Origin of the sequence: Kluyvera georgiana ATCC 51603 (assembly GCF_001654985.1) — a bacterium.
Lineage (GTDB): Bacteria > Pseudomonadota > Gammaproteobacteria > Enterobacterales > Enterobacteriaceae > Kluyvera > Kluyvera georgiana.
Map to the genome: position 1 here is coordinate 1 of NZ_LXEU01000034.1, position 18,623 is coordinate 18,623.

At 55.6% G+C, this 18,623-nt stretch carries 17 protein-coding genes, 1 tRNA gene and 1 pseudogene; 12 read left to right on the forward strand and 7 right to left on the reverse strand.

What is annotated here, in order from left to right; all coding sequences use genetic code 11:
- The 4 genes and pseudogenes from M989_RS07195 to M989_RS07205 form a co-directional block, all read right to left on the reverse strand.
- Window positions 1-648, reverse strand: a 648-nt coding sequence (locus tag M989_RS07195) for a helix-turn-helix domain-containing protein (protein WP_074398751.1), incomplete at its 3' end; no start/stop codon positions are given.
- 107 nt (window positions 649-755) lie between these two features.
- Window positions 756-1,071 (reverse strand): annotated as a pseudogene (locus M989_RS24470) (Arm DNA-binding domain-containing protein); the annotation flags it as partial.
- Between the two features lie 174 nt (window positions 1,072-1,245).
- A tRNA-Arg gene (locus tag M989_RS07200) sits at window positions 1,246-1,320 on the reverse strand.
- Between the two features lie 75 nt (window positions 1,321-1,395).
- Window positions 1,396-2,304, reverse strand: coding sequence for a formate/nitrite transporter family protein (locus M989_RS07205; RefSeq protein WP_064543757.1), 909 nt, complete (start codon window positions 2,302-2,304; stop codon window positions 1,396-1,398).
- Window positions 2,305-2,590: 286 nt separating this feature from the next.
- Between M989_RS07205 and mlaA the strand changes: the two genes are divergently transcribed.
- Window positions 2,591-3,346 (forward strand): phospholipid-binding lipoprotein MlaA, encoded by a 756-nt coding sequence (gene mlaA / locus M989_RS07210; protein ID WP_064543762.1) that lies wholly within the window; start codon window positions 2,591-2,593, stop codon window positions 3,344-3,346.
- A gap of 59 nt (window positions 3,347-3,405) precedes the next feature.
- On the opposite strand, the gene fadL is transcribed toward mlaA, so the two are convergent.
- Window positions 3,406-4,719 (reverse strand): long-chain fatty acid transporter FadL, encoded by a 1,314-nt coding sequence (fadL, locus tag M989_RS07215; protein WP_167351049.1) that lies wholly within the window; start codon window positions 4,717-4,719, stop codon window positions 3,406-3,408.
- 372 nt (window positions 4,720-5,091) lie between these two features.
- Here fadL and M989_RS07220 point away from each other — a divergent pair, with 372 nt between their 5' ends.
- The 4 genes from M989_RS07220 to sixA all read left to right on the forward strand — a co-directional run bounded on the left by M989_RS07220 (window position 5,092) and on the right by sixA (window position 9,696).
- Window positions 5,092-5,376, forward strand: a complete 285-nt coding sequence (locus tag M989_RS07220; protein WP_064543767.1) for a YfcZ/YiiS family protein — start codon at window positions 5,092-5,094, stop codon at window positions 5,374-5,376.
- 184 nt (window positions 5,377-5,560) lie between these two features.
- Complete coding sequence (gene fadI, locus M989_RS07225; RefSeq protein WP_064543769.1) at window positions 5,561-6,871, forward strand: acetyl-CoA C-acyltransferase FadI; 1,311 nt, start codon at window positions 5,561-5,563, stop codon at window positions 6,869-6,871.
- Window positions 6,872-6,879: 8 nt separating this feature from the next.
- Entirely contained in the window at window positions 6,880-9,018 is a 2,139-nt protein-coding gene (fadJ, locus tag M989_RS07230) for a fatty acid oxidation complex subunit alpha FadJ (RefSeq protein ID WP_157093524.1), read from the forward strand.
- Window positions 9,019-9,210: 192 nt separating this feature from the next.
- The gene (gene sixA / locus M989_RS07235) at window positions 9,211-9,696 is read left to right on the forward strand and encodes a phosphohistidine phosphatase SixA (protein ID WP_064543773.1); all 486 of its coding nucleotides are present in this window, start codon (window positions 9,211-9,213) and stop codon (window positions 9,694-9,696) included.
- Window positions 9,697-9,801: 105 nt separating this feature from the next.
- On the opposite strand, the gene smrB is transcribed toward sixA, so the two are convergent.
- On the reverse strand, window positions 9,802-10,353 hold the full coding sequence (smrB, locus tag M989_RS07240; protein ID WP_064543774.1) for an endonuclease SmrB: 552 nt from the start codon (window positions 10,351-10,353) through the stop codon (window positions 9,802-9,804).
- Between the two features lie 164 nt (window positions 10,354-10,517).
- Here smrB and prmB point away from each other — a divergent pair, with 164 nt between their 5' ends.
- Genes prmB through M989_RS07270 form a run of 6 tightly spaced genes read left to right on the forward strand, consistent with a single transcriptional unit; the run spans window position 10,518 to window position 15,062 of the window.
- Window positions 10,518-11,450: a 50S ribosomal protein L3 N(5)-glutamine methyltransferase gene (gene prmB / locus M989_RS07245; protein WP_064543790.1), complete on the forward strand. Its 933-nt coding sequence runs from the start codon at window positions 10,518-10,520 to the stop codon at window positions 11,448-11,450.
- Between the two features lie 43 nt (window positions 11,451-11,493).
- A complete protein-coding gene (gene aroC / locus M989_RS07250; RefSeq protein WP_064543776.1) occupies window positions 11,494-12,579 on the forward strand; it encodes a chorismate synthase in 1,086 nt (361 codons plus the stop codon).
- Between the two features lie 2 nt (window positions 12,580-12,581).
- A complete protein-coding gene (gene mepA, locus M989_RS07255; RefSeq protein WP_064543778.1) occupies window positions 12,582-13,406 on the forward strand; it encodes a penicillin-insensitive murein endopeptidase in 825 nt (274 codons plus the stop codon).
- Window positions 13,406-14,215, forward strand: a complete 810-nt coding sequence (locus M989_RS07260) for a sulfite exporter TauE/SafE family protein (protein WP_064543780.1) — start codon at window positions 13,406-13,408, stop codon at window positions 14,213-14,215. The genes mepA and M989_RS07260 overlap by 1 nt, the downstream gene beginning before the upstream one ends.
- Complete coding sequence (locus M989_RS07265; RefSeq protein ID WP_064543782.1) at window positions 14,215-14,760, forward strand: elongation factor P hydroxylase; 546 nt, start codon at window positions 14,215-14,217, stop codon at window positions 14,758-14,760. Before M989_RS07260 ends, M989_RS07265 begins: the two co-directional genes overlap by 1 nt.
- Window positions 14,761-14,786: 26 nt before the next feature.
- Window positions 14,787-15,062 carry a YfcL family protein gene (locus M989_RS07270; protein WP_064543784.1) on the forward strand — a complete coding sequence of 92 codons (276 nt, stop codon included), beginning with the start codon at window positions 14,787-14,789 and terminating at the stop codon, window positions 15,060-15,062.
- Window positions 15,063-15,216: 154 nt separating this feature from the next.
- Here M989_RS07270 and mnmC read toward each other — a convergent pair whose 3' ends face one another.
- On the reverse strand, window positions 15,217-17,217 hold the full coding sequence (gene mnmC / locus M989_RS07275; RefSeq protein WP_064543785.1) for a bifunctional tRNA (5-methylaminomethyl-2-thiouridine)(34)-methyltransferase MnmC2/FAD-dependent 5-carboxymethylaminomethyl-2-thiouridine(34) oxidoreductase MnmC1: 2,001 nt from the start codon (window positions 17,215-17,217) through the stop codon (window positions 15,217-15,219).
- A 160-nt stretch (window positions 17,218-17,377) separates the two neighbouring features.
- Between mnmC and fabB the strand changes: the two genes are divergently transcribed.
- The gene (gene fabB, locus M989_RS07280; RefSeq protein ID WP_064543787.1) at window positions 17,378-18,589 is read left to right on the forward strand and encodes a beta-ketoacyl-ACP synthase I; all 1,212 of its coding nucleotides are present in this window, start codon (window positions 17,378-17,380) and stop codon (window positions 18,587-18,589) included.
- Window positions 18,590-18,623: the final 34 nt, after the last annotated feature.

Genomic DNA, 18,623 nt, shown 5'->3' on the forward strand with positions numbered 1-18,623 from the left:
ACGATCGTTCAGTAAATCTGCCGCTGTAATCGGCGTTTTGGTGACATATAGCTTGCAGTGAGCGACCTTTGAGTAGGTATCAACGAACGTCTGCTGGTAGATACGCCCGACACCTTTCAGGTTGCCGACGTAGAACGTATCCTGTGATCCCAGATAACCCGGATGAGCAGTTTCGATTTCACCACAGGCCTCGTCATCACTGGCTTTTCGTTCCAGTGCGACTATCTGTGCGTCGGTCAGTTCGATACCGTCACGGGCCACTTTTTCTTCCAGCGCTTTCAGACGCTTTTTGAAGTTCTCAAGGTTGTGCCTCAGCCAGACGGAGCGGACGCCACTGCCGGAGATGAAGACGCCTTGCTTGCGCAGCTCGTTACTGGTCCGATGCTGACCATGTGCCGGGAACGCAACGGCGTAATCAACCACAGCGTTCTCAGTAGCATCATCGATCCGATTTTTGATATTGGGAACACGCCGGCTGCGGTTAATCAGTGCATCAACGCCGCCTTCATCAGCCAGTTCGCGGTAACGATAAAACGTATCGCGTGAGACACCCATGATTTTACAGGTTCTCGACACATTGCTGAGTTCTTCGGCCAGATTGAGCAAACCTGCTTTGTGTTTGATAACGGGATTGTTAGTATGAAGCATGAGAGTTACCTCGTGTTTTGTATAAGGATTCGACACCCATATCAAAACCGGTAACTCTCAACCTTTCAAGGTCCAGTGTCAGATCAAGTCGCGACTAATACATATCATTCGAGAGCTATCGCTTCAAAAGTGTTCGTTACTGAGAGCTTTTGGCAAGTAGTTCGGCTTTTTAACTTCACCAGGATCTTTATCATTCGCTAGTGTTTTTCTTGCTTCATCATGCTTAGTACGGGCTTCCGCAAGCGAAATGTCCGGGTAGGTTCCAAATGAGAGCTTTTTTCCTTCCCGGCAAATCGATACTTCATACGCCAGTACTTTGAACCGTTAGTATTGACCATGAGATAGAGCCCTCTGCCGTCAGCGAGCTTATAGTCTTTATCTCTGGGCCTATGCAGTCTCGACCTGACGCGCATTCAGCGACATTTTGGGGGCTCATTTTTCATTGAACAGGATAAGCACCCAATTAGGTCCCAAACGTTTATTGATTCACCTGGATATGGATTAACTTCAGTTGAAGTCGCATAGCCGGACAAGAGGGTTTATCGCTGATTATACGGGGGTTTTATTGAATTCGGTAGACGTCAGGAGAGGTGTATATGGTGTCCCCTGCAGGAATCGAACCTGCAACTAGCCCTTAGGAGGGGCTCGTTATATCCATTTAACTAAGGGGACGAAGCGGCACGAGTATAGCGTTTTTTGCGCATTCGGGTAAGTGCGCTGCCGCTTGACTGCTCAAACAGTCGCCATTCAAAGCTGTTTTTCCTCACGTTTCTGCTTTTTGGCCTCTTGTTCTGCTTTTAAACGTGCTTCTTCTTTGCGTTTGTTGCTCATGTCATTGCGAATTTGCGCGTGACTCATCAAGGCAAAGATAAACGTACCGCCGAAAATATTGCCTGCGAGGGTAGGGAGGGCGAAAGGCCAGATAAAATCACTCCAGTGCAACGTGCCGTTAAAAACCAGATAGAGTATTTCTACGGACCCGACCACAATATGGGTGGTATCGCTAAGGGCGATTAGCCAGGTCATCAGGATGATAACCACGATTTTCGCCGCGCCCGCGGCGGGAAACATCCAGACCATGGTTGCAATTAGCCAACCGGAAATGATGGCGTTAGCGAACATCTCCGTTGGGCTGTTTTTCATCACATCCATGCCTATTTTAATAAAGGCATCACGGGTCTCTTCCTTAAAGATAGGCATATACTCAAACGCCCACGCCGCGATACCGGTGCCGATCAGGTTGCCGAGCAGAACCACGCCCCACAGTCTCATCAGCAAGCCGACATTGCCCAGCGTCAGGTTTTGCATGACCGGCAGGACGGCGGTGACGGTATTTTCGGTAAACAGCTGCTGTCGCGCCATGATGACGATGATGAAACCGAAGGTGTAACCGAGGTTTTCGAGTAAATAACCGCCCGGTACGCCGGCCAGTTCAACATGAAAAATCCCTTTGGCGACTAACGATGCGCCCATCGATAGCCCGACAGCGATTGCTGACCATAGCAGTGCCATCGCGTCGCGCTCCATCTCTTTTTCACCTTCCTGGCGTATATGTTCATGAATCGCCATGGCTCGAGAGGGGAGTCGGTCTTCATTGATTTCGATTTTTTGTCCGCTAAGCTTCTCTTCGCTTTCCACCTTGATGTCATCCATCATAATGTTCCTGAATAAAGAGACGTATTGCTAAAGCGTAGCGGCTGCTGGCTTGATGGGCGGTGGATATATTCTGAAAGTGCAAAAATGGTAATATTTGTTTTTTTCTCACCGTTAGAATATAAGCGCCACGGCGTGCTCTTTACCAGGCTATGATCAGATCAACAAAATTGGCTATATAGACATCGTCGGCGTGCTGTTACAATCACTTACACCTAAACAGGCGGATACGATTAAGGTCCGTCATGGATGGCAATCAGTGATAGCCATAATCACCAGGGAGACATTTATGAAGCTTCGCCTGTCGGCGCTTGCGCTCGGAACAACACTGCTGGTGGGCTGTGCAAGTTCCGGAACAGAACAGCAGGGGCGTTCTGACCCGTTTGAAGGTTTTAACCGTACGATGTACAGCTTCAACTTTGATGTGCTGGATCCGTACATTGTTCGTCCTGTCGCCGTCGCGTGGCGCGACTACGTTCCGCAGCCCGCGCGTAATGGCCTTGGCAACTTTACCAGCAACCTTGAAGAGCCGGCCATTATGGTCAACTCATTCCTGCAAGGCGACCCGTACACGGGGATGGTTCACTTTACCCGCTTCTTCCTGAACACCATTCTGGGGATGGGCGGCTTTATTGACGTTGCCGGGATGGCAAACCCGAAACTGCAGCGCGTGCAACCGCACCGTTTCGGCAGCACGCTGGGGCACTATGGCGTTGGTTACGGCCCGTATCTGCAGCTTCCGTTCTACGGCAGCTTCACGCTGCGTGACGAAGGTGGTGATATGGTCGACACCACCTATCCGGTGCTCTCCTGGCTAACCTGGCCGATGTCTATTGGCAAGTGGATGGTTGAAGGCGTAGAGACACGCGCTCAGCTTCTCGACTCCGACGGCCTGCTGCGCCAGTCTTCCGACCCGTACATTATGGTGCGTGAAGCCTACTTCCAGCAGCATGACTTTATCGCCAATGGCGGCAAGCTGAAGCCGGAAGAGAACCCGAATGCGCAGGCGATTGAAGGCGAACTGAAGGATATCGATTCCGAATAACGAATCGACAATAAAAAAGGGTGAACATTTGTTCACCCTTTTTTGATGTCGACAATCTATCAGAAGCGATAGTTGAAGTTAGTACCGAACAGCCACGCCTTACCTTCAGATTTGAAGGTGTAATCCCCTTCCTGAATGGTGACGTTCTGACCATGCATATAAGAAGCGCCGACGTCGATAGAGGCATCTTCGTTAAACGCATAGGTGGTACCGGCGCTCAGCCAGAAACGATCCTGGTCCGGGATGGAGATTGAGCGATGGTTGGCCGGAACCGGGCTATCGTCAAACGCAATACCGGCACGGAAAGTCCAGGTTTTGTCGTAGTAATAGGTGGTACCCAGCGCAATACGGTAGGCGTCTTTAAAGCTTTCGTCTTTATAGAACAGCTCCTGACCGTTTGAGCCGGTGGCTTTCAGCTCCTGGAACTGGCTCCAGCTGGTGTACGCGATGCTATAGTGAATCGCCCACTGTGGGTCAACGCGGTTATAACCGGAGATTTCCCACATTTCAGGCAGGTTCAGGGTCAGAGAACCATTGATAGTGCGGCCATCGGTGCCGTACGGCAGGCCGGTAATGCCGGCCCCTGCAAGAATCTGGTTACCTGCGGCGGTGATGGAACTTTTGTAATCACCGTCGAAATCAATTTTCACTTCAGAACGGTAGGTCAGGCCCCAACGGTTGTTTTTATCCAGTTCATACAGGATACCGGCGTTCCAGCCATATCCCCACTCATCACCTTTCAGGTGCGCAATCTGTGAATCTGGGCCAGTGACGCCAACAACCGGGCCGTATCCAGGTGGGATCAGACTACTGGCTTCACCTGCATAGCGTTCAATCTTCGCTTTCGCGTAAACAGCATCAAAGCCAAGACCGAAGCTCCAGTTGCTGCTCAGACGATAAGCCCCGCTCAGGTTCAGGTTAGCGGTTTGCAGATCGGTTTTACCGCCGTACATACCCGCCGCGTAGCTATTATTAAATTCAGTTGCCAGACCATAGTTAGAGGTGACAGATGCCCCCCAGCCAAACTGGTCGTTAATCGGCATAACGAAATGTACGTTAGGAACCCACGCGGTTGGCGCAATATTATCGGCGTCGGTGCTATTCCCGGCCGGAGAACGGCCCGAAATATTCACATCAGGGTCGATATAAACCGCACCGGCAGAAAACGTTGGGCGATCGAACATCATAATTAACGCCGGGTTACGGCTGGCGTTACCTGCGTCATCGGCGATAGCGCCTTCACCAGAATAGGCACGGCCCAGACCAGAGGACGAAAATTCATTAAGCTGGAAGCCCGCTGACCAGGCTTGGGTTGAAACAAGTGCCACTGCGACAGCAAGAGCGGACTTCGTGTAACGGGTTTTCTGGCTCATGACCATAACCTCATTGAGTTATTTTTATACAAACAATGTTACATATAGTAACAGAAGCGCGAAGTGTAGGGGCTGGACTACGACAGAGAAATCAGACCAGTGACGAGAGTATAGGTCTGACCAGCTGGTATGTTGCAATATTGTTTATTGTATTTTTCTAAGATGTTGTTTGAAACGAGATCTGGTTGGCAAAAATGCGGGTTTGGTCATAGCGTCTGAATGCTGGAATTTGTTTTAGATCATTTTTAATTGTGATTTCGGTCACTTATCGCCTTGGATCACATTCTCGACTGGAGACGCACAATGGGCGGGCGTAAAATAAACGCATAGTTTATCTGGCACCCTGAGTGCACCAAACAGAGGAAATCTACGATGAGTAAATGTAGTGCTGATGAAACTCCGGTATGCTGCTGCATGGACGTTGGTACCATTATGGACAACTCCGACTGCACCACATCTTACAGCCGCGTGTTCGCCAACCGCGCAGATGCGGAAGAAACGCTGGCGGCGCTGACTGAAAAAGCGCGTGGCGTAGAGTCCGAACCGTGCAAAATCACCGCTGACTTTAAAGAAGTTGAAGGCGGCGTGCAGCTGGATATCGACTTTGTCTTTGCCTGCGAAGCAGAAACCCTGATTTTCCAGTTGGGCCTTCGTTAATCGCCTCTGCGAACGACCTCTCTCTTTACGCCCCCGCTGCCGATGCAAAGGGGGCGTTTTCTTTTCTGCTCAGTGTGTTTTAGCTCGCATTTTTTCCTCTCCCTGATTGGCTAAGTGTAAAAAATTAGTTAAGAATGTTATCAGGTCAGACCACTTGGTCGATTTCCGATAACAGGGGAGAGCTATGAGTCAGGCGTTACCGCTAATCACCCGCCAGGGCGATCGCATTGCAATTGTCAGTGGGTTACGAACCCCTTTTGCCCGACAGGCGACGGCTTTTCACGGCGTACCCGCCGTGGATTTAGGCAAAATGGTGGTGGGTGAAATGCTGGCGCGCAGCGAAATTCCCCCCGAAGTCATCGAACAGCTCGTTTTTGGTCAGGTGGTGCAGATGCCGGCTGCGCCCAATATTGCCCGTGAGATCGTCCTCGGCACCGGGATGAACGTGCATACCGATGCCTACAGCGTGAGCCGTGCCTGCGCCACCAGCTTCCAGGCGGTGGCGAACGTGGCGGAGAGTCTGATGGCGGGAACTATTCGCGCGGGGATCGCCGGTGGAGCAGATTCCTCTTCTGTCCTGCCGATAGGCGTGAGTAAAAAGTTGGCGCGTACGTTGGTTGATGCCAATAAAGCCCGTACGCTTGGCCAGAAGCTCAAACTTTTTTCTCAGCTGCGTCTGCGCGATCTCTTGCCGGTACCGCCTGCGGTGGCCGAGTATTCCACCGGCCTGCGTATGGGCGATACCGCCGAACAGATGGCCAAAACCTACGGCATTACCCGCGAACAGCAGGATGCGCTGGCAAACCGCTCGCACCAGCTGGCCGCGCAGGCTTGGGCGGCGGGCAAGCTCACTGATGAGGTGATGACCGCCTACGTGCCTCCCTACCGGAACCCGCTGGAGCAGGACAACAATGTCCGCGCCAACTCTACGCTGGCGGACTACGCCAAGCTGCGTCCGGCGTTCGACCGTCAGCACGGCACCGTCACGGCGGCCAACAGCACGCCATTAACCGACGGCGCGGCGGCGGTGATTCTGATGACGGAATCGCGAGCGAAAGAACTGGGGCTGACGCCGCTGGGTTATCTACGTAGCTATGCCTTTACCGCCATTGATGTCTGGCAGGATATGCTGCTGGGGCCAGCATGGTCTACGCCGCTGGCGCTGGATCGCGCCGGGTTGACCTTCTCCGATCTGACGCTGATTGATATGCACGAAGCCTTTGCTGCGCAAACGCTGGCCAATATTCAGTGTCTGGCCAGCGATAAATTTGCTCGCGAGGTGCTGGGGCGCAGCCAGGCGACCGGCGAAATTGAAGAGAGCAAATTTAACGTGTTGGGTGGTTCCATCGCCTACGGACACCCGTTTGCGGCAACCGGGGCGCGGATGATCACGCAAACGCTCAATGAATTGCGACGCCGCGGCGGCGGTTTTGGGCTGGTAACTGCCTGTGCTGCGGGCGGGTTAGGCGCGGCGATGGTTCTGGAGGCTGAATAATGGACGCGATGAAATCGGCATTTACTTTCACCGTACGCCCGGACAACGTGGCGGTGGTCACCATCGACGTCCCTGATGAAAAGATGAATACCCTAAAGGCGGAGTTTGGCGGTCAGGTGCGTACTATCCTCAAACAGATTCGGGATAACAAAGCGCTGCAGGGCGTGGTATTTATCTCCGCCAAACCCGATAACTTTATCGCCGGGGCCGACATTAATATGATTGGCCGCTGTCAAAGCGCCCAGCAGGCCGAGTCGCTGGCTCGTCAGGGGCAGCAGGTGATGGCGGAAATTCAAAGCCTGCCGATTCCAGTGGTGGCGGCGATTCACGGGGCTTGCCTGGGGGGCGGTCTCGAGCTGGCGCTGGCCTGCCATGCGCGCATCTGTTCTGATGATGGGCGAACGGTGTTGGGACTACCGGAAGTGCAGCTGGGGCTGCTGCCGGGGTCGGGCGGCACTCAGCGTTTACCGCGTCTGATTGGCGTCAGCACCGCGCTGGATATGATTTTGACCGGCAAACAGCTTCGAGCTCGTCAGGCGCTAAAAGTGGGGCTGGTGGATGAGGTTGTGCCGCGTTCGATTTTGCTCGATGCCGCTGCGGAATATGCGCGTAAAGCACATCATCAACATCGCCGTCTGTCGGTGCGCGATCGTATTCTGGCTGGTCCGCTGGGGCGTCATCTGCTGTTCAGCATGGCGGCAAAGAAAACCGCGCAGAAGACCCAGGGCAACTACCCGGCGACGGATAAAATTCTCCAGGTGATTGAAACCGGGTTGGCGCACGGCGCCAGCAGCGGCTACGAGGCGGAAGCTCGCGCCTTTGGCGAGCTGGCGATGACGCCGCAGTCGCGCGCGTTGCGCAGTATTTTCTTTGCCAGTACGGATATCAAAAAAGATCCCGGCGCCAGCGTTGCATCTGGCCCGCTGGGTTCGGTCGGCGTATTGGGCGGCGGTCTGATGGGGGGCGGTATTGCCTACGTTACCGCCATTAAGGGCAAGCTGCCGGTACGTATTAAAGATATCAACGCCAACGGTATCAACCACGCGCTGAAATACAGCTGGGATCAGCTGGAGCAAAAAGTACGCCGCCGCCATCTGAAACCCGCCGAGCGCGACGCGCAGCTGGCGCTGATTTCCGGCGGCATCGATTACCGGGGCTTTGCGCATCGTGATCTCGTAATCGAGGCCGTTTTTGAAGACCTCGCGCTCAAACAGAAGATGGTGGGTGAGATTGAACAATATTGTGCTCCTCACACCATTTTTGCTTCAAATACCTCTTCTTTACCCATTGGCGATATTGCAGCCCACGCACAGCGCCCTGAGCAGGTTATCGGTTTACACTTTTTCAGTCCGGTAGAGAAAATGCCCCTTGTGGAGGTTATTCCACATGCGGGAACGTCCGAACAGACGATCGCAACGACCGTCAAGCTCGCGAAGAAACAGGGCAAAACGCCGATTGTGGTCGCTGATAAAGCAGGATTCTACGTAAACCGTATTCTCGCACCATACATCGCCGAAGCCATGCGCATGCTTGTTGACGGCGAGCGCGTGGAAGATATTGATAATGCGTTAGTTAAATTTGGTTTCCCGGTTGGACCTATTCAGCTACTGGATGAAGTGGGTATCGATACGGGGACTAAAATTCTCCCTGTGCTGGAAGCGGCCTACGGCGAACGTTTTAGCGCCCCTGCAACGTTGATTCAGGCAATTTTGAATGACGATCGCAAAGGCAGAAAAAATGGCCGTGGTTTCTATCTTTATGGTGTAAAAGGGCGTAAAAGCAAGAAACAGGTTGATACCGCGGTCTACGCCCTGGCGGGCATGTCAGCGCGTAACGCCCGCTGCTCGGCAGAGCAGATTGCCGAACGTTGCGTGATGCTGATGCTCAACGAGGCGGCGCGTTGTGTTGATGAAGGTATTATCCGTAGCGCGCGCGATGGCGATATCGGCGCGGTATTTGGTATCGGTTTTCCACCGTTCCTCGGTGGCCCGCTCCGCTATATGGATGCGCTCGGCGCGGGTGAAGTGGTTGCCAGACTGCAACGATTGGCCGGTCTGTACGGTCCACGCTTTACGCCGTGTGATGCACTTTTGCAGCGGGCGGAGCGGGAAGAGACCTTTTGGCCCGAGGATGAACAGATTCAATGAATGGCTGTCAAAGTAGGTGAACCCTGATGAATCGCAAGGTTTTTGGCTATTTTGTAAACAGATGTTGACTATACTTACGCCAGTAAGGTAAAAATCAGCGTTTCATTCAGTGAATGGATAAGGCACAATGCCCGGCTACCGCGTCATCCTCAGGGTGACGCTGGTGCTTCTGGTTAACAAAAGCGGTGCAATATGCAAGTGTTTATTATGCGTCACGGCGACGCTGCCCTCGATGCAGCCAGTGACTCGGTTCGTCCTCTGACCGGCTGTGGTTGTGATGAATCTCGTCAGATGGCAATCTGGTTGAAAGACCAAAAAGTGGATATCGGTCGCGTTCTGGTGAGCCCATATCTGCGTGCGGAACAGACGCTGGAAGTGGTAGGGGAGTGCATGAACCTGCCAAAAGAGGTGGATGTTTTGCCCGAGTTGACGCCGTGCGGCGATATCGGTCTGGTCAGCGCCTATCTTGAGGCATTAGCGAATGAAGGCGTTTCATCGGTGCTGGTGATTTCCCACCTTCCGCTGGTGGGCTACCTGGTCGCCGAACTCTGTCCTGGCGAAGTTCCGCCGATGTTCACCACTTCCGCCATTGCCAGCGTCACCCTCGACGCTAATGGGAAGGGGACCCTGAACTGGCAAATGAGCCCCTGCAATCTCAAAATGGCGAAAGCGATTTAAGGCGATCGCGGCTTAAGTCCTCTCTGTAGGCCGGATAAGCACAGCGCCATCAGCCATCCAGCGCACATTGCCGGATAGCGCTGCGCTTATCCGGCCTACGTTGACTTACGGTAACTCCGGCGGCAGCCACTCTTCTACTTCAATCAGCACCAGCAGCGCGGCGTCGCCGCCATACTCCTTCGATGCCTGATGAAAGGCCATCACGTGTGGATGTTGGGCCAGCCACAGCGGCGTCTGCTGTTTGAGAATATGTTTGCCGTGACCATGCATGACGCAGGCGCAGAACACATGTTCGCGGCGGCAGGCGGCGATCAGCGCGCCCAGTTCCTGCTTGGCCTGCATCTGCGTTAACCCGTGTAGATCGAGGAACAGTTCGGGCGAGTAGTCGCCGCGACGCAGCTTCTTCAGCTCAAAATGGCTGACATCCTGGCGCACGTATTTTACCGGCCCGTTAGTATTGAGCAGCGGCTGGAACTCGTCGGAAAAATAGTGGCTGTTGTCCGCCTGCTCCTGCAATAAACGCTTAGGCGGCACTTCGCTGATTTTCTTGCGCTGCGGACGGTGGACAATGGTGTCCTGCTTTATTTTGCGCGTGCCCGTCATCAACTGCTGGAAGAGCGCCTGATCCTCCTCGCTCAATGAGTTTTTGTTTTTCATCGATTCTTCTCAAATTCGCATTTTTCTCTAGTTTACCTTTTCGCTGCCCTTCCTGCAGCGAAAACGCTTTTTTCCCCGCGCCCTACGCAAGAATGCTGATTTATCGCCGTCTTCATGGCAAACTAGCCGCCGAATTTACCCCGACGCATGCCCTGGAGGACAACGTGGATAAGATTTTTGTTGAAGAAGCAGTCAATGAGCTGCACACCATTCAGGACATGCTGCGCTGGGCGGTAAGCCGCTTTAGCGCGGCCGAAATCTGGTACGGTCACGGAACCGATAACCCGTGGGATGAAGCCGTCCAACTGGTACTGCCGACTTTGTACCTGCCGCTCGATATTCCGGAAGATATGCGCAACGCGCGCCTGACCACCAGTGAAAAACAGCTGATCGTCGAGCGCGTGATTCGTCGCGTCAACGAGCGTATCCCGGTAGCTTACCTGACCAATAAAGCCTGGTTCTGCGGCCATGAATTCTACGTTGACGATCGCGTGCTGGTGCCGCGTTCGCCGATTGGCGAGCTGATCAACAATCGCTTTGCCGGCCTGATTAACCATCGCCCCGAGCATATTCTCGATATGTGCACCGGCAGCGGCTGCATCGCGATTGCCTGCGCCTATGCCTTCCCGGAAGCGGAAGTTGACGCTATCGACGTCTCTACCGACGCGCTGGCCGTGACCGAATACAACATCGAAGAACACGGCATGATCCACAACGTCACGCCGATCCGCTCCGATCTCTTCCGCGACGCGCCGCAGCTGCAGTACGACCTGATCGTCACTAATCCGCCGTACGTGGACGAAGAAGATATGTCCGACCTGCCGTCAGAATATCGCCACGAGCCCGAGCTGGGCCTGGCCTCTGGTTCCGATGGTCTGCACCTGACCCGCCGCATCCTCGGCTGTGCGCCGGATTATCTGACCGACGACGGTATTCTGATTTGTGAAGTGGGTAACAGCATGGTACATCTGATGGACCAATATCCGGATGTTCCGTTCACCTGGCTTGAGTTTGATAACGGCGGTGACGGCGTCTTTATGCTGACCAAAGCGCAGCTCGTCGCCGCGCAGAACCACTTCGGGCAGTACAAAGACTGATTTATCCAGCACGCAACAACAGAACAACGATAACGGAGCCGTGATGGCAGGAAATACAATTGGACAACTCTTTCGCGTAACCACCTTTGGCGAGTCGCACGGCCTGGCGCTGGGCTGCATCGTTGACGGCGTGCCGCCCGGCATTCCGTTAACCGAAGCGGATCTTCAGCACGACCTGGACCGTCGTCGCCCGGGCACGTCGCGCTATACCACCCAACGTCGCGAACCGGACCAGGTGAAAATCCTCTCCGGTGTGTTCGAAGGCGTGACCACCGGTACCAGCATCGGCCTGCTGATTGAAAATACCGATCAGCGCTCTCAGGACTACGGCGCCATTAAGGACGTTTTTCGTCCGGGGCACGCCGACTACACCTATGAGCAAAAATACGGCCTGCGCGACTATCGCGGCGGCGGACGTTCCTCCGCCCGTGAAACGGCGATGCGCGTGGCGGCAGGGGCGATTGCCAAGAAATTCCTCGCGGCGAAGTTTGGTATCGTTATTCGCGGCTGTCTGACCCAGATGGGCGATATTCCGCTGGCGATCAAAGACTGGGAACTGGTGGAACAAAATCCGTTCTTTTGCCCGGATCCGGACAAAATCGACGCCCTTGACGAACTGATGCGCGGCCTCAAAAAAGAGGGCGACTCCATCGGCGCGAAGGTCACCGTAGTCGCCGACGGCGTACCGGCGGGTCTCGGTGAGCCGGTATTCGATCGTCTTGATGCGGACATTGCCCACGCGCTGATGAGCATCAACGCGGTGAAAGGCGTGGAAATTGGCGACGGTTTTGAAGTGGTCAAACTGCGCGGCAGCGAAAACCGCGACGAAATTACCAAAGCCGGTTTCCAGAGCAACCACGCGGGCGGTATTCTGGGCGGTATCAGCAGCGGCCAGCAGATTGTGGCCAATATTGCGCTGAAGCCAACTTCAAGCATCACCGTTCCGGGTAAGACGATCGATCGCTTTGGCGAAGAAGTTGAGATGATCACTAAAGGTCGTCACGATCCTTGCGTCGGTATCCGCGCGGTACCGATCGCTGAAGCGATGCTGGCAATCGTGCTGATGGATCACTTTATGCGCCAACGCGCGCAAAACGCCGATGTGACGACCTCAATTCCACGCTGGTAAACATGAGAAAAACCGTTATTGCGCTGCTGGCTCTGGTGGCCAGCAGCACCGCGCTGGCGGCAACGCCGTGGCAAAAAATCACGCAACCTATTAACGGTAGCGCCCAGTCTATCGGGGCGTTTGCTAACGGCTGCATCGTCGGTGCCGAAGCGCTGCCGTTGCAGTCGGATACCTATCAGGTGATGCGTACCGATCAGCGCCGCTACTTTGGTCATCCCGATCTGGTGCAGTTTATCCAACGTCTGGGCCGGAACGTGCAGCAGCACGGAATGGGGACGATGCTGATTGGCGACATGGGGATGCCTGCGGGTGGGCGCTTTAACGGCGGACACGCCAGCCACCAAAGCGGGCTGGATGTCGATATTTTCCTGCAATTACCGAAAACGCGCTGGAGCTCGTCGCAGTTGCTGAAGCCGCAGGCGTTGGATCTCGTCAGCGCCGACGGTAAGCGCGTAGTCCCGACCCTGTGGAAACCGGAAATCGGCCAGTTGATTAAGCTGGCGGCGGAAGACAGCGAGGTGACGCGCATTTTCGTCAACCCGGCGATTAAACAACAGCTTTGCCTGGAGGCCGGCAGCGATCGCGACTGGCTGCGTAAAGTGCGCCCGTGGTTCCAGCACCGCGCGCATATGCACGTGCGGCTGAAGTGCCCGGCCAATAGCTTCGAGTGTGAAGAGCAGGCGCCACCGCCTGCGGGTGACGGCTGCGGCGCTGAGCTGCAAAGCTGGTTCGAACCGCCAAAACCTGGCACCACCAAACCTGTGAAGAAGACGCCTCCTCCGTTGCCGCCTTCCTGCCAGGCGTTACTGGATGAACACGTACTCTGATGGACAGTTTCTCCGCGTTATTTATGGTTGAGCCGCTGATGCTGGTGGCGCTTTTTCTCATCGCTATTCTGGCGGGCTTTATTGATTCCCTGGCGGGCGGCGGCGGTTTGCTGACCGTCCCGGCGCTGCTGGCTGCGGGCATGCCGCCCGCGCAGGCGCTGGCGACCAATAAACTGCAGGCCTGCGGCGGCTCGCTTTCCGCCTCGCTCTATTTTATTCGCCGCAAGGTGGTGAATCTGGCCGACCAGAAGCTCAATATCCTGATGACCTTTATCGGCTCGATGAGCGGCGCGCTGCTGGTGCAGCACGTGCAGTCTGACGTTCTGCGCCAGATCCTGCCGATTCTGGTGATCGGCATTGGTCTCTATTTTCTGCTCACGCCGAAGCTTGGCGAAGCCGATCGCCAGCAGCGTCTCTATGGGCTGCCGTTCGCGCTGGTCGCTGGTGGCTGCGTCGGGTTTTACGACGGCTTCTTCGGCCCCGGCGCGGGCTCATTTTACGCGCTGGCCTTCGTCACGCTGATGGGCTTTAACCTCGCTAAGTCTACCGCGCACGCTAAGGTGCTGAACGCCACTTCGAACGTCGGCGGCTTGCTGCTGTTTATTATCGGCGGCAAGGTCATCTGGGCGACTGGCTTTGTGATGATGATTGGCCAATTTTTCGGCGCGCGCATGGGCTCGCGCCTGGTGTTAAGCAAAGGGCAGTCGCTCATTCGCCCAATGATCGTCATTGTTTCGGCGGTTATGAGCGCCAAGCTGCTCTACGACAGCCATGGACAGGAAATCCTTCAGTGGTTAAGGATGAGCTAATGACAAAGACGCATGACTACCAGCAGTTGATCGCCATCTTCGATGACTGCTTTGCCGACGAGTTTAATACTCGTCTGATTAAAGGCGACGACGAACCCATCTATCTTCCGGCAGATGACGAAGTGCCTTACAACCGTATCGTTTTCGCCCACGGCTTTTTTGCCAGCGCGCTGCACGAAATCTCCCACTGGTGCATTGCCGGCAAGGCGCGCCGCGAGCAGGTTGATTTTGGTTACTGGTACTGTCCGGACGGGCGCGATGCTAAAACCCAGGGGCAGTTTGAAGACGTCGAGGTAAAACCGCAGGCCTTTGACTGGCTGTTCTGCGTGGCGGCGGGCTTCCCGTTCAACGTCAGCTGCGACAACCTCGAAGGCGATTTTGAGCCCGACCGCATCGTCTTTCAGCGGCGCGTGCACGCGCAGGTGATGACCTATCTTAACGAGGGTATCCCGCCGCGCCCGGCGAAATTTATCAAAGCGCTACAGAATTATTACCAGACGCCGAGCCTAACGGCGGAACACTTCCCATGGCCGGAGGATCTCTAAGCCATGTTACAGAAAGAGGAAAGAAGATGATCGCGGAGTTTGAAGCACGCATTCTGGCGTTAATTGATGAAATGGTGGAACACGCCAGTGATGATGAGCTGTTTGCCAGCGGTTATCTGCGCGGTCACCTGACGTTGGCGGTTGCCGAGCTGGACGAGAGCGAAGCGCACTCGGCAGAGGCGCTGTATCGCAACGTGACCCAGAGCCTGGAAACGGCCATTGGCGCGGGCGAACTGTCGCCGCGCGACCAGGCGCTGGTCAAGGAGATGTGGGACAGCCTCTACCAGCAGGCTTCCCGCTAAGCCGGGTTGCCCGGTATCGCTGCCGGGCAAACTCATGATGCAGGATGTGGTAGGCCGGATAAGCGTAGCGCCATCCGGCAGCCCGAGCAGTGCCGGATAGCGGCGTAAATGCCTTATCCGGCCTACTGTTTCTTTACCCGGTACATCTCCGCGCTTATTTTACCGCCTTTCCCTTCAGCAGTTTTCGAACCCACAAACGATTTGGATTAAGACCTGCCAGCGTTTGCGCGTCCAGCGGCAGCGGTTCATTGCTCATCTGCGCCGCCAGCACTTCCGCGGTTAACGGCGCTGAGCATAGCCCTCGCGATCCAAGGCCGCCAAGCATAAACAGCTCGGGATAGATTGGCGCGGCACTCGCCGTCTCTGGACTCTCGTTCAGCGTGGCGTATTCAGCAAGCGTGGCGGCGTAATCCGGCACGTTGCCGACCATCGGCAGATGATCGCGCGTGGCGCAGCGCACGCCGCAGCGGGCATCGTTAGCGCTGACATCAACCTCCTGCGGCCACGTCTGCTGTGGGAAACAGTCCAGCAACCGCTGGCGGTTATGCTGCTGATCGTCCTCGTTGAAGGTCATCTCGCGCTGGCCGCGATGATAGCTGGCGCCGATACAGTGCTGCTGATTATTCGGATTCTGCGGCGTGAGATAGCCGTCGTAGCACAGCACCTGTTCAAGTTTTGAGAGGCTTTCGGTGGTCGGAATATGGCTCACCTGCCCACCGACGGCATACACTGGTAATGCCTCGGTTTGCGCGAACTGATTGATGTTGTGGCCGTTTGCCAGCACGACGCACGGTGCAATGCTTGTCTCTCCGTCGCTGAATGTCAGCTGCCAGCCCTCGTCCTGCCGGGTGAGGGTGGTCAGCGTTTTCCCCCAGTGCGCCTGTAACCCTTGCTGGCGCGCCAGTTCAAATGCGCCTGCGGTGAGCTGTGCCGGGCATAACCAGCCGCCCAGCGGGTACTGAATGCCACCGCAGCCTGTCTCCAGGCCGATACTGGCTCGAGCTTCTTGCGCCGTGACCGCGTGAGCGATCTCTTCGGGCAGGCTCAGCGTCAGCATTTGGGCAATCTTCTGCGCGCTTTTTTCATCCCAGCCAAGCTGCGTTACGCCGCACCATTGATGGTCGAAGGCGACGGGCAGCGTATCGTACAGGCGACGGGCATAGAGATAGGCTGCGGGGAAGAACTGCGCCAGCGCCGCGTCGTGGGCGCTCAACAATGGATAGAGCGCCCCCTGACGGTTGCCGGATGCGCCATGTGCGGGTTCAGCATCGGCGCAGTAGAGCGTCACCGACCAGCCGCGGCGCAGCAGGGCCAGCGAGAGCAGGGCGCTGGCGATGCCGCCGCCGATAATCGCGGCTTCCCGTGCCTGGCTACCGCTACGCGCAAACCACGGCGTACGGGGAGCGTTGGTCTGAGGTTCCATCATTTCGCCGGTCAGCATTTCGCGTTTACGGCCAAAACCTTTGCTCTTGCGCATGGTGAACCCGGCCTCCTGTAGCCCACGGCGCACAAAACCCGCCGAGGTAAAGGTGGCCAACGTGCCGCCAGGACGTGCGGTACGCGCCATGGCCGCAAACAACGCGGGCGTCCACATATCCGGATTTTTGGCCGGGGCGAAGCCGTCGAGGAACCAGGCGTCTACCTGCTGATTGAAGGTATCGTCGAGCTTATCGGTCAGCTCATTGATATCGCCGAACCACAGGTCCAGCGTCACGCGCCCTTCATCGAGCAGCAGGCGATGACAGCCCGCCAGCGGCAGCGGCCACTGCGCCTGAAGCTGCTCGGCCCAGGGGGCCAGCTCCGGCCAGTGTTGGTGGGCCAGGCGCAAGTCATCGGCCTTCAGCGGAAATTTCTCAAAACTGACAAAATGTAATCTTTGTAGCGTAGCGTCAGGATGCTCACGGCGGAATGCGTCAAAAGCTTGCCACAGCGTCAGGAAATTGAGGCCGGTGCCAAAGCCGCTTTCTGCGACCACGAAAAGTGGATGCGGGTGCAGAGGGAAACGTACCTCTATCTGGTTACCCCCGAGAAAAACGTAGCGGGTCTCTTCCAGACCGTTATCGTTGGAGAAATAGACGTCGTCAAAATCTCGGGAAACAGGTGTACCCTCACTGTTAAATTCGAGGTTGGCGGATTGTATGGCGTTTTGTTTCACGTAAGTTACTCGCGCGGCAAGGAGTCTGCCGATCTTAACGATGAGCGTCCGCAGGCGCAAATTTCTGCATAAATTTGCTGATCGGACTTGTTCGGCGTACAAGTGTACGCTATCTTGCGACTCGAAACTTTAAAATAGTGATGACTTACAGAGGTATTGAATGAAACGTGCAGTGATTACTGGCCTGGGTATCGTTTCCAGCATCGGTAGCAACCAGCAGGAAGTCCTGGCATCTCTGCGTGAAGGACGCTCGGGGATCACTTTCTCTCAAGAGTTCAAAGATTCTGGGATGCGTAGCCACGTATGGGGTAACGTCAAACTGGACACCACGGGTCTGATCGACCGTAAAGTGGTCCGTTTCATGAACGATGCCTCTATCTATGCTTATCTCTCCATGCAGCAGGCGGTTGAAGACGCTGGCCTGAAAGCAGAAGACTACCAGAACAACCCGCGCGTGGGCCTGATTGCCGGTTCCGGCGGTTCCTCCCGTGCGCAGGTATTTGGCGCAGACGCAATGCGCAGCCCGCGCGGCCTGAAAGCGGTTGGCCCGTACGTGGTTACCAAGGCGATGGGTTCTGCGGTTTCCGCGTGCCTCGCTACGCCGTTTAAAATCCACGGTGTGAACTACTCCATCAGCTCTGCTTGCGCTACCTCCGCGCACTGTATCGGTAATGCGGTAGAACAGATTCAGCTAGGTAAACAGGACATCGTGTTTGCCGGCGGCGGCGAAGAACTGGGCTGGGAAATGGCCTGTGAGTTCGACGCGATGGGCGCACTGTCTACCAAATATAACGAAACGCCAGAAAAAGCCTCCCGTACCTATGACGCCCACCGCGATGGCTTCATCATCGCAGGCGGCGGCGGTATGGTTGTGGTTGAAGAACTGGAACACGCGCTGGCTCGTGGCGCGCATATCTATGCAGAAATCGTTGGCTACGGCGCAACCTCCGATGGCGCAGACATGGTTGCTCCGTCTGGCGAAGGCGCGGTGCGCTGCATGAAGATGGCAATGCACGGCGTTGACACGCCGATCGACTACCTGAACTCCCACGGTACCTCCACCCCTGTAGGCGACGTGAAAGAACTGGGCGCTATTCGTGAAGTGTTCGGCGACAACAGCCCGGCTATCTCCGCAACGAAAGCGATGACCGGCCACTCTCTGGGCGCCGCTGGCGTACAGGAAGCAATTTACTCTCTGCTGATGCTGGAACACGGCTTTATCGCCCCGAGCATCAACATTGACGAAATGGACGAGCAGGCGGCAGGTCTGAACATCGTGACTGAACCGACCGATCGTGAGCTGACCACCGTCATGTCCAACAGCTTCGGCTTTGGCGGCACCAACGCCACGCTGGTGATGCGTAAGCTGTAATTTTACGGCTGATGAGAAAAAGGAGCCTTCTGGC